General features: G+C 76.4%; 14 protein-coding genes and 1 tRNA gene. 9 read left to right on the top strand and 6 right to left on the bottom strand.

What is annotated here, in order from left to right; genetic code table 11:
• Nucleotides 1-183 (top strand): hypothetical protein (locus BI06_RS51560; protein WP_043474849.1); only part of this gene is annotated, 183 nt, incomplete at its 5' end.
• A 39-nt stretch (nt 184-222) separates the two neighbouring features.
• Here the strand turns inward: BI06_RS51560 and BI06_RS34445 are convergent.
• From BI06_RS34445 to BI06_RS54110, 3 genes are all read right to left on the bottom strand, one after another.
• Entirely contained in the window at nt 223-693 is a 471-nt protein-coding gene (locus BI06_RS34445) for a GNAT family N-acetyltransferase (RefSeq protein WP_030394135.1), read from the bottom strand.
• 184 nt (nt 694-877) lie between these two features.
• Complete coding sequence (locus tag BI06_RS34440) at nt 878-1,807, bottom strand: spermidine synthase (RefSeq protein WP_043474848.1); 930 nt, start codon at nt 1,805-1,807, stop codon at nt 878-880.
• A 124-nt stretch (nt 1,808-1,931) separates the two neighbouring features.
• Nucleotides 1,932-2,432 (bottom strand): hypothetical protein, encoded by a 501-nt coding sequence (locus BI06_RS54110; protein ID WP_233290404.1) that lies wholly within the window; start codon nt 2,430-2,432, stop codon nt 1,932-1,934.
• Between the two features lie 395 nt (nt 2,433-2,827).
• Between BI06_RS54110 and BI06_RS54105 the strand changes: the two genes are divergently transcribed.
• Complete coding sequence (locus tag BI06_RS54105) at nt 2,828-4,543, top strand: hypothetical protein (protein WP_043474847.1); 1,716 nt, start codon at nt 2,828-2,830, stop codon at nt 4,541-4,543.
• A 70-nt stretch (nt 4,544-4,613) separates the two neighbouring features.
• Here the strand turns inward: BI06_RS54105 and BI06_RS34425 are convergent, their stop codons facing one another.
• Complete coding sequence (locus BI06_RS34425) at nt 4,614-5,270, bottom strand: histidine phosphatase family protein (RefSeq protein ID WP_030394139.1); 657 nt, start codon at nt 5,268-5,270, stop codon at nt 4,614-4,616.
• A gap of 286 nt (nt 5,271-5,556) precedes the next feature.
• Here BI06_RS34425 and BI06_RS34420 point away from each other — a divergent pair, with 286 nt between their 5' ends.
• From BI06_RS34420 to BI06_RS34395, 6 genes are all read left to right on the top strand, one after another.
• The gene (locus tag BI06_RS34420) at nt 5,557-6,837 is read left to right on the top strand and encodes a hypothetical protein (RefSeq protein ID WP_051742566.1); all 1,281 of its coding nucleotides are present in this window, start codon (nt 5,557-5,559) and stop codon (nt 6,835-6,837) included.
• Nucleotides 6,834-8,537: a hypothetical protein gene (locus tag BI06_RS34415; RefSeq protein ID WP_063795081.1), complete on the top strand. Its 1,704-nt coding sequence runs from the start codon at nt 6,834-6,836 to the stop codon at nt 8,535-8,537. Before BI06_RS34420 ends, BI06_RS34415 begins: the two co-directional genes overlap by 4 nt.
• 8 nt (nt 8,538-8,545) lie before the next feature.
• Nucleotides 8,546-9,961 carry an AAA family ATPase gene (locus BI06_RS34410; RefSeq protein ID WP_030394142.1) on the top strand — a complete coding sequence of 472 codons (1,416 nt, stop codon included), beginning with the start codon at nt 8,546-8,548 and terminating at the stop codon, nt 9,959-9,961.
• A gap of 278 nt (nt 9,962-10,239) precedes the next feature.
• Nucleotides 10,240-10,647, top strand: a complete 408-nt coding sequence (locus BI06_RS34405; protein ID WP_030394143.1) for a hypothetical protein — start codon at nt 10,240-10,242, stop codon at nt 10,645-10,647.
• Nucleotides 10,648-10,826: 179 nt separating this feature from the next.
• The gene (locus tag BI06_RS34400; RefSeq protein WP_051742565.1) at nt 10,827-11,354 is read left to right on the top strand and encodes a bifunctional DNA primase/polymerase; all 528 of its coding nucleotides are present in this window, start codon (nt 10,827-10,829) and stop codon (nt 11,352-11,354) included.
• A 99-nt stretch (nt 11,355-11,453) separates the two neighbouring features.
• A tRNA-Lys gene (locus tag BI06_RS34395) sits at nt 11,454-11,527 on the top strand.
• Nucleotides 11,528-11,669: 142 nt separating this feature from the next.
• Here BI06_RS34395 and pgi read toward each other — a convergent pair.
• Together pgi and BI06_RS34385 are read right to left on the bottom strand one after the other, a co-directional pair.
• On the bottom strand, nt 11,670-13,331 hold the full coding sequence (gene pgi, locus BI06_RS34390) for a glucose-6-phosphate isomerase (protein ID WP_030394145.1): 1,662 nt from the start codon (nt 13,329-13,331) through the stop codon (nt 11,670-11,672).
• Nucleotides 13,332-13,599: 268 nt separating this feature from the next.
• The gene (locus BI06_RS34385) at nt 13,600-15,183 is read right to left on the bottom strand and encodes a Na+/H+ antiporter (RefSeq protein WP_030394146.1); all 1,584 of its coding nucleotides are present in this window, start codon (nt 15,181-15,183) and stop codon (nt 13,600-13,602) included.
• 263 nt (nt 15,184-15,446) lie between these two features.
• Here BI06_RS34385 and BI06_RS34380 point away from each other — a divergent pair, with 263 nt between their 5' ends.
• Nucleotides 15,447-16,355 carry an NADP-dependent oxidoreductase gene (locus BI06_RS34380; protein ID WP_043474845.1) on the top strand — a complete coding sequence of 303 codons (909 nt, stop codon included), beginning with the start codon at nt 15,447-15,449 and terminating at the stop codon, nt 16,353-16,355.
• Nucleotides 16,356-16,358 lie beyond the last annotated feature (3 nt).

Below are 16,358 nucleotides of genomic sequence, written 5' to 3'. Positions count from 1 at the left end.
GACACCCCGGCGGCGGCGGTCGCGGCCCCGGCGACCGCCCGGCCCGCGGCCACGACGGCCGTGGTCACCGTCGCGCACGACGCCGCGGGCACCGCGACCGCCGTCCTCGCCCCGATCGCGGCCGGGCTGGCCCTGACCGGGGCCGCGATGTACAAGCACCGGGGCCTGCCGAAGGGGCACTGAGCGCGCTCGGCGGGACGGGGAGAACGCCACCCGCGCCGGTCAGCGGCCGGGGGCCGTCCCGGTCAAGTGCAGGGTGAGCACCGGCAGTTCCCGGCCGGGAATGGACCCGGACGCGACGGTGCCGGTCCGGACGGCGCCCACGGCCAGGTAGAACGGCTCGGCGTGCGGGTCGGACTCGACCACGATCCGGGTGAAGCCCTGGGCGGCGGCCTCCGCGCACAGGTGCTCCACCAGGCGGCGGCCGATCCCCCGGCCGACGGCGTCCGGCTCGACGAAGAGCATGTCCATCTCGCCCTCCGGCGGCGCCCCGGTGAGGGTGACGAAGCCCAGCACCCGGCCGCCGTCCTCGGCGACGGTCGTGCGGTCGGCCTCGATGCGGTCCGGATCCAGGGTGAGTTCGGCCCGGCAGGCCGCCATGAAGGCGGCGTCGTAGCCGAGATGGGCCTTGGATCGCAGGGCCAGGGCACTGAGTGCCGCCGCCTCGCTGGGCCGGGCCGGTCGGATCGGCATGACGTGTGCGCCCTTCCTGGTCGGGTCGGCGCGACCGGTTCCGCGCCGCGCCGGTCCCATTCTCGGCGGCCCGGCCGCACGACTTCCAATTGGGCGTCAGGACGACGGCGCACCAGGCGAATCGGCCACCGGACCGACCGAACGGGCTTGCGGCGAAGGCCCGTTCGACCAGGGTCCGCCGCGACTACCGGAAGACGCCCGGGGGCGGGGCCGGGGACGGCGCGGCGGCGGCATCGGTCACCGGGGCCGCGCCGGCCGCGAAGTCGGCCAGGGCGCGGCCGTGTTCGACCCGGCCGAGGGCCGCGTCGGAGGCCACCCGGCGGGTGAGGTCGGCCAGCGGGAGCGGGGTGTGCGCGGCGGCCAGGATCAGATTGCCGAACCGCTTGCCGCGCAGCACCGCGGGGTCGGCGACCAGGCAGAGTTCGGGGAAGACGGCGCCCAGGGTGGCCACCTGGGAGCGGGCGAACGCCAGCGTCGCGCCGTCGGCGATGTTGGCGGCGTACCAGCCGCCGGGGGCCAGGGCGCGCGCGGCCAGCGCGGTGAACTCGACGGTGGTGCAGTGCGCGGGCACCCGGGCGCCGGAGAAGACGTCGGCGATCACCAGGTCCACGCCGCCCTCGGGGGTGCGCTCCAGCACGGCGCGGGCGTCGGCGCCGCGCACCTTGACCTGCCAGCCGCGCTCCAGCGGGAGTTCGGTGCGGACCAGGTCGGTGAGCGCGGTGTCGATCTCGGCGACCTGCTGGCGCGAGCGCGGGCGGGTGGCGGCGACGTAGCGGGCCAGGGTGAGGGCGCCGCCGCCGAGGTGGAGCACGGTGAGCGGACGGCCGGGCGGGGCGACCAGGTCGACCAGGTGGCCGAGCCGGCGCTGGTACTCGAAGCCCAGATGGGTCGGTTCGGCCAGGTCGACCAGCGACTGCGGCGCGCCGTCGACCAGCAGCGACCAGGCGGCGGGGCGGTCGCGGTCGGGGCGGAGTTCGGCGAGGCCGGAGTCGACGGCGCGGGTGAGCGGCCCCTGCGCGTGGGTGCGGCCCCCGGGGCCGGTGGCGGCCGGGTCGTCCGCGGCGGCGGCGCGGCCCCGGTCCGTGGTGCGGCCGGCTCGGTTGCTTCGTCCCATACCGGCCATTATCGCCGCAGCTCGGAGAGGTCCGGCGGCCCGGCCCGGGCGGCGGCGGCCCCGACCCGGGCGACAGCGGCCCCGGAACGGGCGACGGCGCCCCCAGGGACCGGCGGCGGCGGCCTCAGAACGGGCCGAGGCCGCCCGCAGTGAGGGTGCAGGCGGCCTCGCAGAGCGCTGAGCGGAGGACCCAGGCGTCGGTGGGGCGGGCGGTGCAGTCGGCGCCGGCCGGGGGCATCACCCAGCGCGGGTCGGTGGCGGGCGGCAGCTGGGCGCCGGCGGTACAGGAGCTGCCGGGCAGGTGCCAGGTCGCCGAGGTGCCGGCCGGGACGAGGAAGGAGACGGTGGCGCCGTTGCGGCTCTGCAGGACGGCGCCGCAGGCCCGCCGCAGGCGCAGGATGTCGACCGCCTCCAGGCCGTGCCGCAGGGCGACGGTCACGGTGTCGTGGGTGGCGACCGGGGCGCGGTCCCGGTCGGCGGGAGGGCGGCGGGAGGGGCCGCCGCCGGACGGCGGGCGGGCGGGGCCGCGGTCGTCGGCGGACTCGGGCAGCAGCGCGGGGGCGGCGGCGGCCGGCATCCCTCCGGCGACCAGGCGGCGGTACTGCGGTACTCCAGTGGCCGGCATCGGCCCTCCTGTCACCTCGTCGGGGTGGAAGCCGCGCCGCCCGGCGTGGGGGGTGCCGCTGGGGCTGCCGCCGGGGGGTGCGGCAGGGACGGCGGACGGGGCTTCCACGTAACAGGACAACGCCGGGCAGGCCCCCGAGGCCACGGGGCGCCTTACAGCAAGGCATGGCATTTCATGGCGGATCCCGGCAACTACGCCCGGTTTGCCCGGTATTGGTGGCACATCATCCCCCAACGCACTGTGGCCGACCGGTGACTCCGGGTACTGTCGTGCCTCGCCCGGCGGTCCGTCGGGCCGCAGGACACGCCCCAGCGGACCCATTCGTGGCCGGGCGCCCCACCGCCCCACCGCCGCCCGACCAGGCACCACCACCCCGCACCACCACGGAGCGCACCATGGCAGCCACCCCACCGGCCGAGCCGAACCGCCCGTCGCCCAACGCCGTGATGCGCGCCCTGCGCGGCGACCGCTCGCCGGGCGAGTTCGCCATGACGGTGCGCCGGGCGGCCCGGGAGATCGGCGAGCACGTCTCGTGCGACGCCCGGTACATCGGGCGGGTCGAGTCCGGCGAGATCCGCTGCCCCAACTACGCGTACGAGCGGGTGTTCCGGCACATGTGGCCGGAACGGTCGCTCACCGAACTGGGCTTCGCCCCCCGTACCGCCGTCCGGCGCCGCTCGACGGACGGCGGTACGGGGAGCGAGGTCGAGGGCGAGGGGGTCCGGCCCGGCGCCGCCGCCGGGCACATCCCCGGGCGGTTCCCCGGACAACGCCCGGACCCGGACCCGCACACCGGACCGGACGCCGGACCACCACCGCTCCTCCACCCCCCGTTCCCGCCGCTGCCCGCCCCCCGCTCTCCGCTCTCCACCCAACTCCCGTACGCTGCCTGGCCGTACGCGGAACCGCCCCCACCGGAGGGGCCCCCGGCACCGAGGTCCGCGACGGCGCCCCGGGGGTCCGCCGCACCGCACCATCCCGACGAGGAGAACGACGACGTGCGTCGCCGTACGTTCCTGGCCGGCGGCCCTGCCGCGCTGGCCACCGTGATCGGCATCGACCGGCCCGCCCCGGCCGCCGCGGCCGATGCCCCCCGCACGGCGGGCACCCGCCCGGGACCGGGCCCCCGCCCCGGCCCCGGTGACGGCCTCGCGCCCGGCGACGGCTTCGTGCCCGGCCGGCCCCGGGCCGTCCCGCCGCCCCGCAAGGTCGGCGCGGCCGAGGTGCTGGGCGTCGAACAGGCCGTCCGGGAGATCCGGTTGGCCGACGACGCGCACGGCGCCGACGCGCTGTTCGAGCAGGCGGGCCGCTCGCTGCGGGCCGCCTACGTCCTGCTCGACGCGTGCGAGTACTCCACCGAGACCGAGCGCAGGCTCCAGGCCGGCGCCGGCGAACTGGCCGTCTCGGTCGGCTGGTTGGCCCACGACTCGAACCGGCTCCCGGACGCCCGCTCGTACTACGCCGAGGCGCTGGCCACCGCGCGGATGGCCGGGGACGCCGCGCTGGAGGCGCACGTCTTCTGCAACAGCGCCTTCCTCGCCCGCGACGCCGGCCGCCCCCGGGAGGCGCTGCGCGCGGCCCAGGCCGGGCAGTCCGCCGCCCGGGAGCTCGACTCGGACCGGCTGCTCGCCCTGCTCGCGATGCGTGAGGCCGGCGGCTGGGCACTGCTGCAGGACCGCGCCGCCTGCGAGCGGGCGGTCGCCCGGGCCTGCCGGCACTTCGACCGGGGCCCGTCCGACACCGACCCGGAGTGGATGTCGTTCTTCGGCGAGGCCGAACTCGCCGGGCTGCAGGCCCAGTGCTGGTCCGCCCTCGGGGACTGGGAGCGGGCCAGCGAGCGCGCCGGACTGGCCATAGCGCTGCAGAAGCCGCACTTCGTCCGCAACCGGGTGCTGTACACCGCCGAGCTCGCCCACGACCGGCTCGGCCGCGGCGATCTGGCGGGCGCGGCCGAGCACGGCTCGGCCGCCGTGGCGCTGTTCGGCGACGTGCGCTCGGCGCGGATCCGCTCGATGCTCGCGGACACCGCGCAGCGGCTGCGGCAGCACCGGCGGGTGCCGGAGGTCGGGCGCTTCCTGGCCGCGTACGGCGCGGCGACGGCGGCCGCCTGAGCCCGCCCGCCGTCGGCCGCCCGCCGCCCCGCGGGACAGGGACGACGGACGGCCCGGGCCGGTGCCGGGGTCAGGCCTTGTGGGTGAGGGTCTCCAGGTGGCCCTGGTCGTTCCAGAGCTCGACCGCCGGGGCGCCGTACTCCCAGGAGAGGATGCAGAGCGCGGCCGTGCCGAGCTTGAACCGCTGGGCGAACTCGGGCGGCAGGCCCAGCCAGCGGGCGGTCAGGATGCGCAGCAGGTGGCCGTGGGCGAAGAGCACCACGTCGCGGTCGGCGCAGTGCATGACGGTGGTGTCCGCCTCCGGCACGCCGTGCTCGGTGTTGAGGTCGGCGAGCAGGGCGTCGACCCGGGCGGCGACGTCGGCGAGCTTCTCGCCGCCGGGGACGCCGTCGCGCCAGATCAGCCAGCCGGGGTGGTCGGCGGCGCGGATGTCGGCGCCGGTGCGGCCCTCGTACTGGCCGTAGTCCCACTCCATGAGCTCGGGGCGTTCGACGGCCCGGTCGCCGAGGCCGGCCAGCGCGCAGGTCTCCTTGGCGCGGTCGAGCGGGCTGGTGTACACGAGGGCGTCGGGCAGGCCGTTCCAGGGCGCCGCGGCGAGGCGGACGCCGAGCGCCCTGGCCATCGCGCGGCCCTCCTCGGTCAGCGGGATGTCGGTGCGGCCGGTGTGGCGGCCGGTCGCCGACCACTCGGTCTCACCGTGGCGGACCAGCAGGATTCGGGCGGGCATGGCAGGCTCCTCGCGATCGGGGCGGGTGTCGACGTCGGCCTCGCCATCGAGCACCGGCCTCCATGATCCCCCACCTGCCGAGCGCCCACGATCCCGGCCTCCCCCACCTGCCGAGCGCCCACGATCCCGGCCTCCCCCACCCGCGGAGCGCCCGCGGTCCCGACCTCCGGCTCCCGCGCCGCCCGGCCCGCCGCCGGGCCGGGCGGCCGCCCGTTCCCCGCCCGTTCGTCGCCAACGGCCGGTTACGGCCGGATTGTCGGAGCCGGATGCGACACTGGGCCGCACCATGAACGTCTCGACGAACGCCCCGCTCCGCGGGCCGGCGGAGCCGCTCGCCCAGCGGCTCGCCGAGCTGCGCGGACCGGCGCCGCAGCGCAGTCTGAACGCCCGTGCCCTCGCCGCCCTGGCCGCCAATCCGGGGTGCCACCGCCGCGCCGTGCTGGACGCCGCCGGGGTGGACAAGACGGCGCTGGCCGCCCGTCTCGGCCGCCCCGCCCCCTTCGGCCGCTCGCCGCTCGCGCTGGCGCGCGGCGTCGTGTTCGAGGCCCGGCTGAAGGAGAACGGCTACGCGGCCCTGCTGGAGCCGCTGCGCAGCCGGCTCGGGCCGGCCGGTGAGGACGGCCCGCTGCTCGTGCCGGACCTGCTGCGTTCCTCCGGTCCGGCCGTGCGGGCCGACCGGACGGCGGCGGCGCTCGCGGAGGCGGCCGCCGAGGAGCACGCCTGGACGCTGCTGGACCATCCGCTGCTGCGGCTGGACGTGGCCGGTTCCACCGCCTACCTGGAGCCGGACGCCGTCGTGGTGCACGGCGGCCGCTGCACGGTGGTCGAGATCAAGTCCTTCCCGGTGCTGGACGGCACCGCGGACCCGGGCAAGGTGGGCGCCGCCGCCCGCCAGGCGGCGGTCTACGTGCTGGCGCTCCAGGAGGCCGCGGCGGCGCTGGCCGGGCGGGCGGTGGACCCGGACCCGTACGCCGAGCAGCGGTTGCCGGGCAGTCCCCGGACGACGGTGCTGCTGGTCTGCCCGGAGGACTTCGGCAGCCGGCCGACCGCCGTGCCGGTGGACGTCCGCCGCGAGCTGGCGACCACCCGCCGCCAACTGAGCCGGATGACCGGCATCGAACGGCTGCTGGCGGTGCTGCCGCCGGGGGCGGACTTCGACCTCTCCCCCGACGCGGACGGCGCCCCCGTCCGCTCCACCGAGGAGTTGGAGAAGACGGTCGGGACGGTGCCGGCCGCGTACAGCCCGGACTGCCTGTCGACCTGCGAACTCGGCTTCCACTGCCGGGCGCAGGCCCGCTGCGGGGACCGGGTCGAGCAGCTCGGCCGGGGCGTCCGGGGCGAGCTGGGCAGCATCCGCACGGTGGGCGAGGCCCTGGCGGTGGCCCGCACCGGCCCCGTCGGCGACAGCGGCGACAGCGACGGCATCGGCAGCGGCGAGGACAGCGAGGACGACGACGGCGACGGCAGCGGCGCCGACGAGGCCGCCGCCCGGCTGGCCTACGCCGCCGCCCTGCGCGCCGAGGCGCTCGGCCGCCCCCACCCGGCCGGCCCGGAGGGCGGGCGATGAGCCTGCTGACCACCCTGGCCCGGCTGGAGGCCGTCCGCGGCGGCCGCGCCGAGCCGCTGGCCACCGTCCGCCACCGGCACCTGTCGGAGCGCCCGATGGTGCTCGTCCCGCTCACCTCCGCCGGTGAGGACGGCGCCCCGCTGGCCGTACTGCTCGGCACCGACCGGGACGCGCCGGTGCTGCACATCGTGCCGCAGCCGCTCAACCGCACGCTGCGCTCCGAGTTCCTGGCCGATATGGCCGCCGACCTGCTGCCCTACCTGGAGTCCTTCGGCGACGAGGTCGAACTGGTCGAGGGCTCCGAGAAGGACCCGGAGACGGGTGCGAAGTCCCCGGTGGTCCGCGAGCTGTGCGCGGACGCGCCGCAACTGGTGGTGCCCAACACCGGGGGCGTGCGCCACCTGGCGCTGCTCGGCCGCTCGACCCGGTTCCGCCGCACCGCCGAGGACGAGGACCCGGGCCCGTTCCCGGCCCCGGCCCGGGTGCCGCTGCTCGGCCGCTGGCTGACCCACCTGGCCGAGCGCTCGGCCGTGCCCGGGTCCAGCCTGCTGCTGCCGATGACCGGGCTGCTCGCCCGGCACTGGGCCACCGGCCAGAGCCACCTGGAGGACCAGCACCTGGCCGCGCTGCTGGCCTGGCACGCCCCGCCGGAGGGGCAGACCGGCGCGGAGGCGGCCGAGCGGGCCGAGACCGAGCGCAACGCCGAGGGCCGGCTGGTCCGACCGCCGGCCGGCCCGACCACCGACCCGGTGTTCGACACCAAGGTGCTCGCCCCGGCCATCGCCCGCTACGACGCGGCCGCGGCGGCCCTGCGCGAGGCCGAGGGGCCCGGCGGCGGAGACGTCGCGGCGGCCCGGCAGGCCGTCCGGGTCTCCGTCGACCGGCTGCGCGCCGTGCTGCGCGCGGAACTGCTGCCGGCCTGGCACGACGTCTGGCACGGCCTGGACCTGCTGCGGGCGCTGCCCCCGGCCGGCCACCTGGCCGAGCGCTGGACCGGCGACCGCTGGTCGTACACCGGCCACCGGGACCGGCTGGCGGCCGGGGAGCCGCCGCAGCCCCGGGTCGACGACGCCGTGACGGCCGCCCGCAAGCTCGCCCAGCGCGAGCGCGAGCAGACCAGGCTGGACGTCCAGGAGGCGCTGGACGACCCGCTGGCGATGGCCGAGCACCGGCTCTCCGGCGAGGCGTTCAGCGGAGTGGTGACCGAGGTGGTGCCGGACTACGACACCACCGGCCGCTCCCCCAAGCCGCGCCCGCTGGTGACGGTGCGCACCGGTGACCGGCCGCACGCCGACCCGGGCCGGGAGGTGCACCGGGTCCGGGCGGCGCCCGGGCCCGAGGCCGGACCGGCGCCGGCGGCGCAGAAGGCGGTGATCGCCGCCGTCGACCCGGAGGAGGGCACCGTCACCGTGCGGGTGCTGTCCGGCATGGGGCGCAAGAAGGAGCCCGAGCCGGGGAGCCTGCCCGAGCCGGGCGAGCGGGTGACCTTCACCCTGTTCGAGCTGACGGTCCGGCAGGCGGCGCCGCTGCCCGATCCGGACGACACCCCGTGGACGCACGGCGGCCCGCCCGGGGCCGTCGTCACCGTGCTGCCGGCCGTGACCGGTACCGGCCCCGGCACGGACACCCGTACCGACGCCCGTACCGACACCGACGCCCGTACCGACACCGGCACCGGCACCGCCGAGGACTGGGAGTGATCCGGCCGATGAGCAGCACCGAGCAGACCTCCCCGACCGGCGACCCCGGCGGCCCGGTCGCCGACCCGCCCGCCGACCCGACGCCCGGGGCGGCGGCCGACGCGGCGGTGGCCCGGATCCTGGAGGCGACCGTGCGCCCGGCCGTCGGCGCGCCGCGCGGGGTCGTGGTGGACTCGCCGCCCGGGGCCGGCAAGTCGACCCTGGTGGTGCGCGCCGCCCGGGAGCTGGTGGCCGCCGGCGAGCGGCTGATGATCGTCGCCCAGACCAACGGCCAGGTGGACGACCTGGTCGACCGGCTGGCCGCCAAGGCCCCCGATCTGACGATCGGCCGGCTGCACGCGGCGGACGCCCGCCCGGGCCCCGAGGTGCTGCGCCACGCCAATGTGACGCCCTCGGACAAGGTCGCCGAGCTCGCCGAGCTGGACGTGGTGATCTCCACCTCGGCCAAGTGGCAGTGGGTGCGGACCGAGCAGCCGTGGCGGCACGCGATCGTCGACGAGGCGTACCAGATGCGCTCGGACGCGCTGCTGGCGGTGGCCCGGCTGTTCGAGCGGGCGCTGTTCGTCGGCGACCCGGGCCAGCTGGACCCGTTCACCGTGGTCGGCACCGAGCAGTGGGCGGGCCTGTCCTACGACCCCTCGGGCAGCGCGGTGGTCACCCTGCTCGCGCACAACCCGCAGATCCGGCCGCACCGGCTGCCGGTGTCCTGGCGACTTCCGGCCAGCGCGGCGCCGCTGATCTCCGGGGCGTTCTACCCGTTCACACCGTTCCGCTCGGGCACCGGGCCCGGGGACCGGCAGCTGACCGCGGCGGTGCGGCCGGACGGTTCGGCCCTGGACGCGGCGATCGACCGGGCGGCCGAGCACGGCTGGGCCCTGCTGGAGCTGCCCGCCCGGCACACCGTGCGGACCGATCCGCAGGCGGTCGCGGCGGTGGCGGCGACCGTGCGGCGGCTGCTGGACCGGGGGCTGACCGCCCACTCCGAGCAGGGGTCGACCCCGCTCACGGCGGACCGGGTCGCGGTCGGCACGGCCCACCGGGACCAGGCGGCGGCGGTCCGGGCGGCACTGACCAAGGTCGGGGTGCCGGTGGACGGGGCGGCCGGCCCGGCGGTGACGGTGGACACCGCGAACCGGCTGCAGGGCCGGGAGTACGACGTCACGGTGGTGCTGCACCCGCTCTCCGGGCGGCCGGACGCGACCGCGTTCCACCTGGAGACCGGCCGGCTGTGCGTGCTCGCCTCCCGGCACCGGCACGCCTGCATCGTGGTGGCCCGGGCCGGGATCGCGGAGCTGCTGGACGAGCATCCGGCCACCGAACCGGTGCAGTTGGGTGTCCCGGTCGCCTTCCCCGACGGCTGGGAGGCCAATCACCGGGTGCTGCACCACCTGTCCGGGCACCGGGTGCGGCTGGGCCGCTCCTGAGGCCGGGCGGCCCGGCCCGCCCGGCGCCGCCGGGAACAGCGCCCGGGAGCAGCGCCCGGGCCCCGCGGACGCACGGCGGGGGACGCGGTCGGGACGCGGTCGGCGGACGGCGGGTGCCCGGCGGACGCACGCCCCCGGCGCGTCCGCCGGGAATAGCGCCCGGACGCGCACCGTTCCGTTACCGGCCGCCGGCGCGAGACAATGGACGGCGGCCACGACCGGGCGGCGCCCGAGCAGCTGTCGCCCGCCCCCCATCGAGCACCCGGAGGTGTCCGTCCATGCCCGACCCCCAGGCGCAGGCGTCCGACCCGAGCGGCCCCGCCGCGGCGGCCGGTCCCGGTGCGGGCGCCGGTGCGGCGCCCGGCCGGCGGCAGCGTCCGGTACAGCTGCTGTTCGAGCCGCAGGCCGACGAACCGGAGCCGGAGCGCTTCTTCGACCTGGAGTCGATCGACGACCCGGCCGAGCTGCTGCGCCGCTCCACCGAGCTGGCCCTGGCCTTCCGGGCGGCCGCGGAGCGGGCGACCGACTTCCAGGCGGTCGCGGCCGCGCAGCTGGCCGATCCGCGCCGTTTCGACGCGCTGCCCGAGACCGAGATCGCGGCCCGGGCGGACTGGACCCCGGACTACGCGGCCAAGATGATCGAGTACGGCCGCGGCCTGCTCCAGCCCCGGCGGCACGAGGACTGACCCCGGCGCGGGCAGCCTTCCGGCCCGGGCCGCCGTCCGCCCCCGGACCGCCGCAACCGGCGTCCGGCGCCTCTGGCATATGCCGGAGGAAGCGGAAGGGTACGCCCGTGCCCGCCCCGCTGTCCGGCGAACCGGAGTTTCCCTCCCGGTCATGGCCCGGACACCCCAGGCTGCTGTCCGTGGACATCTGGACCTATCAGTCGGTGGAGTACGTGACCGTGGCCGGGGAGGCCTGGCTCGCCTCCGCCAGCGAGTACCCCCGCAGCATGCGCGCCCTCTGGGAGTCCCGGCCGTGGGCGCCCTCGGTACTGCCCTGCGGCCGGGCCTTCGACGTGATCAGCATGCCGTCGCTGTTCGGCCGCCGGGTGCTGGACGAGCTGTGGGCCTCCGGTCCCGGCTGCGGGCCGGTGGCGGTCTTCCGGGGGCGGACCCTGCTGTTCGTGCAGCCCGGGGCGGCCCCCCGGCTGCGCCGGCTGCTGGCCTGGGAGGAGTGGGCCCGGGACGTGCCGCCGCTGCTCTGCCACGGCAAGGGCGACACGGTGACCGTGCCGCCGGTGCAGCGGATGGTGAACAGCCCGGACTCGCCCGGACTGGGCTCCGGGCGGTGGATCGTCGCCCCGGAGAGCCGGGAGCCGTGGCTGCCGGGCGCCTCCGTCGTCCTCTGGGCCTGCGTCCGGGCGGCCCGCGAGCCGGTCGGCGCGCTCTAGCCGGCCGTCCGGCCCCGGGCCCGGACGGCCGCCCGGGAGGTGCGGGTATTCGATTTTGGCCGGACCGCGCCCCGCTGCTAGAGTCCTCTCTGTCAGCAGGCGCCGCTAGCTCAGTTGGTTAGAGCAGCTGACTCTTAATCAGCGGGTCCGGGGTTCGAGTCCCTGGCGGCGCACAGACAACCTGAAGGCCCCTCGCGCGAGCGGGGGGCCTTCAGGCGTTTCCAGCACCCTCGGCGCCGCCGAAAAGCGGCCGGGCCGCCGCCCGCCGGAGCGGACGACGGCCCGGAGGAGTCCGGACACCGGAGCGGGCGGGCCTCAGCGGCCGCGCAGCTCCCGGTAGCGGGCCACCAGCGCGGCGGTGGAGCTGTCCAGCTGCTCCGTGCCCTCACCGGTCAGCAGCACCGGCTCGATCCGCTTGGCGAGCACCTTGCCCAGCTCGACGCCCCACTGGTCGAAGGAGTCGATGTTCCAGATCGCGCCCTGCACGAACACCTTGTGCTCGTAGAGGGCGACCAGCTGGCCGAGCACCGAGGGGGTCAGGGCGCCGGCCAGCACGGTGGTGGTCGGGTGGTTGCCCCGGAAGGTCTTGTGCGGGACCAGCTCGGCCGGCACGCCCTCGGCGGCGACCTCCTCCGGCGTCCGGCCGAAGGCCAGCGCCTGGGTCTGGGCGAAGAAGTTGGCGAGCAGCAGGTCGTGCTGGGCGACCAGGCCGGGCAGCAGGTCGGCGACCGGCTCGGCGAAGCCGATGAAGTCCGCCGGGATCACCTTGGTGCCCTGGTGCAGCAGCTGGTAGTAGGCGTGCTGGCCGTTGGTGCCGGGGGTGCCCCAGACCACCGGGCCGGTCTGCCAGCTCACCGGCTTGCCGTCGCGGTCCACCGACTTGCCGTTGGACTCCATGTCCAGCTGCTGGAGGTAGGCGGTGAACTTCGACAGGTAGTGCGAGTACGGCAGCACCGCGTGCGCCTGGGCGTCGAAGAAGGCGCCGTACCAGACCCCGAGCAGGCCGAGCAGCAGCGGGACGTTCTCCTCCGGCGGGGCGGTGCGGAAGTGCTCGTCGACCAGGTGGAAGCCGTCGAGCATCTCCCGGAACGCGTCCGGGCCGATGGCGATCATCAGCGAGAGGCCGATCGCCGAGTCGTAGGAGTAGCGGCCGCCGACCCAGTCCCAGAACTCGAACATGTTCGCGGTGTCGATGCCGAAGTCCGCGACGCCCTCGGCGTTGGTGGAGAGCGCGACGAAGTGCTTGGCGACCGCCTCGGTGCCGGCGCCCAGCTCGGCGAGCAGCCAGTTCCGGGCCGAGACCGCGTTGGTGATGGTCTCGATGGTGGTGAAGGTCTTGGACGCGACGACGAACAGCGTCTCGGCGGCGTCCAGGTCGCGGACGGCCTCGTGCAGGTCGGCGCCGTCCACGTTGGAGACGAAGCGGACGTCGAGGTCGCGCCGGCCGAAGGAGCGCAGCACCTCGTGGGCCATCGCGGGGCCGAGATCGGAGCCGCCGATGCCGATGTTGACGACGGCGCGGATCCGCTTGCCGGTGTGGCCGCGCCACTCGCCGCCGCGGACCTGCTCGGAGAAGGCGGCCATCCGGTCCAGCACCGCGTGCACGGCGGGGACGACGTTCTCGCCGTCGACCTCGATCACGGCGTCGCGCGGGGCGCGCAGCGCGGTGTGCAGGACGGCCCGGTCCTCGGTGGTGTTGATCCGGTCGCCGCGGAACATCGCGTCCCGCAGGGCGGCGACGCCGGTGGCCCCGGCCAGTTCGCGCAGCAGCGCCAGGGTCTCGTCGGTGACGAGCTGCTTGGCGTAGTCGACGTGCAGGTCGCCGACCTGGAGGGTGTAGCGGCGGCCGCGCTCCGGGTCGGCGGCGAACAGCTCGCGCAGGTGCGTGTCGCCGAACTCCTCCCGGTGCTTGGCGAGGGCGGCCCACTCCGGGGTGCGGTCCAGGGGGGTACGGGCGTCGGCGCGGGTCTCCGACATCGGTGGCTCCTCGTTTCCTCGGGTGCAGATACCGGCAGGACCGGGCGGGAGGGTGTCGCGCGGCCGTGCGGGTCCTGGGGGGTGCGCCGACTCCGTTGACGGCCTTGCCCGGGGTCAGCCTATGCAACGCCGGGGGCCCCGGCGCACATTCCGTTCGTCGGCGGCCGGTCGGGGTTCCGGCTGTTCGGGCGGGCTTCGCGGGGTGTCCGTCCGGCCGTCACGGTCCGTCCGTCCGACCCGCCGCGGGGTCGCCCGGACGGACGGGCCGTCACTTCCGTTCGGACCGCAGGTCGAGGCCGCGCAGCACCCGGTCGACGAGTTCCGGGTCGGCGCCGGGCTCGGCGCGGGCGACCAGCATCTCGCGCCGGGAGGCGGCGATCATCTCCTGTTCGACGCTGTGCGCCGCGCGCCACTGGGCGAGCCGCAGCTTGGCCTCGCTGGCCTCCTCCTCGGCGTAGTTCTCGGGGCAGAGCCGGGCCAGCCGGTCGTGCTGACGGTCCCGCAGGCGGTCGGCGACCTCGGCGGGCAGCTTGTCGGCCTCCTCCAGTTCGCCGAGCCGGCGCAGTCCGGCCTTGGCTGCCCGCCACCACAGCAGCCGGACCTCCTGCTCGTGCCGGTCGTGGTCGATGTCGAGGTGCAGCCGCTTGGCCATCCAGGGCAGGGTGAGGCCCTGGACCAGCAGGGTGAAGAGCACCACGCTGAAGGCGATGAAGACCAGTCGGCCGCGTTCCGGGAAGGGCTCGCCGGTGTCGACGGTGAGCGGGATCGCGAGGGCCAGGGCGACGGTGGCGACCCCGCGCATCCCGGACCACCAGAGCACCACGCTCTCCTGCCAGCTGATCGGGGTGTCCTCCTCGGAGTCGGCCCGCAGCCGCCGGGAGAGCCAGCCGGCCGGGAGCAGCCAGAGCAGCCGGACCGCCACCACGACGGCGATCACCACGGCGGCGTCGCCGAGCATGCCGGTCCAGCCGGAGCCGGCCTCCTTGAGGACGGTGGCGAGTTCGAGGCCGATCAGGCCGAAGGCGACGCCGGTGATGAGGATCTCGACGATCTCCCAGAAGGCGTTGCCGACCAGCCGGTAGGCGACGGCGTCGGCGTCGGCGGCCCGTTCGGCGAGGTAGAGGCCGCAGACGACCACGGCGAGCACGCCGGAGCCGTGGATCTCCTCGGCCAGGCTGTAGGCGGCGAACGGCACCAGCAGGTTGAGCGCGACCTGCTGGGTGGGATCCTCCAGGTAGTTGGCGAGCTTGGTGTTGGCCCAGCCGAGGGCGACGCCGATGACGACCGCGAGCACGGCGGAGAGCACGAAGCGCAGCACGGCGCCGCCGCCGGAGAAGTCGCCGCCGACCACGGCGTCGATGGCGAGCGAGTAGACGACGATCGCAGTGACGTCGTTGAACAGGCCCTCGCTCTCCAGGATGGCGACCAGCCGGCGGGGCAGTCCGACGCTGCCGGCCACCGCGACGGCGGCGACCGGGTCGGGCGGGGAGACCAGGGCGCCGACGGCGATGGCGGCGGCGATCGGCAGGCCGGGCAGCAGCCAGTGCACGGTGCCGGCGACGGCCACGGTGGTGACCACGACCAGGGCTACGGCGAGCAGCAGGATGGAGCGGATGTTGGCCTTGAAGTAGCGGACCGAGGAGCGCCGGGCGACGGCGAAGATCAGCGGTGGCAGGACCAGCGGCAGGATCAGCTCGGGTTCGATCGCGATGTCCGGGATCTGCGGGATCAGCGCCATGGCGATGCCGAGCAGGGTCATCAGGACCGGCTGCGGCACCCCGGTCCGGCGGGCCAGCGGCATGGTCACCACGGAGGCGAGCAGCACCAGGAAGAGCAGGGGCAGCTGGCCCACGGGGAGGTCCTCTCGACGGCGGGCGGATGGTCGAACGCGGATGCGAGCCGGACTGCGGACGCGGATGCGTACCGGAGTACGGACCCGGACATGGCCCGGGCCGCCGTCGAGGATAAATCTGACAATGATCTCAACTCGGGCGACACGCCGGAGCGGGGTTGACCTCAAGCGCGCTTCAGATTCGATGATCGGAGCCTCGCGGTTCGGACCGACAGGCCGCGGCACCCGGCACGACCCGACAGCACGTGACAGGAGCGCCCGGCATGAAGGCAGTGACCGTCCCCCGGTTCGGCGGCCCCGAGGAGCTGCGGGTGACCGCCGTGCCCGACCCCACCCCCGGCCCGGGCCAGGTCCGGATCCGGGTCTACGCCGCCGGGGTGCAGCCGGTGGACCTGGCGATCCGGGAGGGCCGGGCGCCGTACGGCGTCGAGCTCGTCCCCGGGCTGACCCCGGGCAACGAGTTCGCCGGGGTGGTCGACACCCTCGGCCCCGGCGTGGACGGCTGGGCGGTCGGCGACGAGGTGCTGGGCTTCCGGGTGCTCGGCTGCGCCGCCGAACTGGTCGTCGCCGACGCGGAGCGGCTGGTGCGCAAGCCGGCCGGGATGCCGTGGGAGCACGCCGGGGCGCTGTCGGCCTCGGGGCAGACCGCGCACGTCGGGCTCACCGTACTGAAGGTCGGCGAGGGCGACACCGTGCTCGTCCACGGCGCCGCGGGCGGGGTCGGCACGGTCGCCGTCCAGCTGGCCCGGGCCTGGGGCGCCACGGTGGTCGGCACCGCGAGCGAGCGCAACCACGAGTATCTGCGGACGCTCGGCGCGATCCCGGTCGGCTACGGCGAGGGGCTGGTCGAGCGGGTCGGGGCGGTGGCGCCGCAGGGGGTGGACGCGGCCTTCGACCTGGCCGGGCGCGGGGCGCTGGAGGCCTCCGTCGAGCTGGTCGCCGACCGGTCCAGGATCGGCACCGTGGTCGACTACCCGGTGGCCGCGCGGCTGGGCGCCGTCGGCATCAGGGGCGAGCGGACGGCGGCCCGGCTGGCCGAGCTGGTCGGGCTCTGGGAGGCGGGCGGGCTGCGGCTGGAGATCGCCCGGACCTTCCCGCTGGAGCGGGTGGCCGACGCCCACCGGCTGGTGGGCACCGGGCACGTCCGGGGGAAGGTCGTCCTCGTCCCCTGACCC

It is taken from the genome of Kitasatospora sp. MBT66 (assembly GCF_000710405.2).
Classification (GTDB): domain Bacteria; phylum Actinomycetota; class Actinomycetes; order Streptomycetales; family Streptomycetaceae; genus Kitasatospora; species Kitasatospora purpeofusca.
The sequence above is the reverse complement of the archived record's forward strand: the minus strand, read 5'-3'. Positions and strand labels throughout refer to the sequence as shown.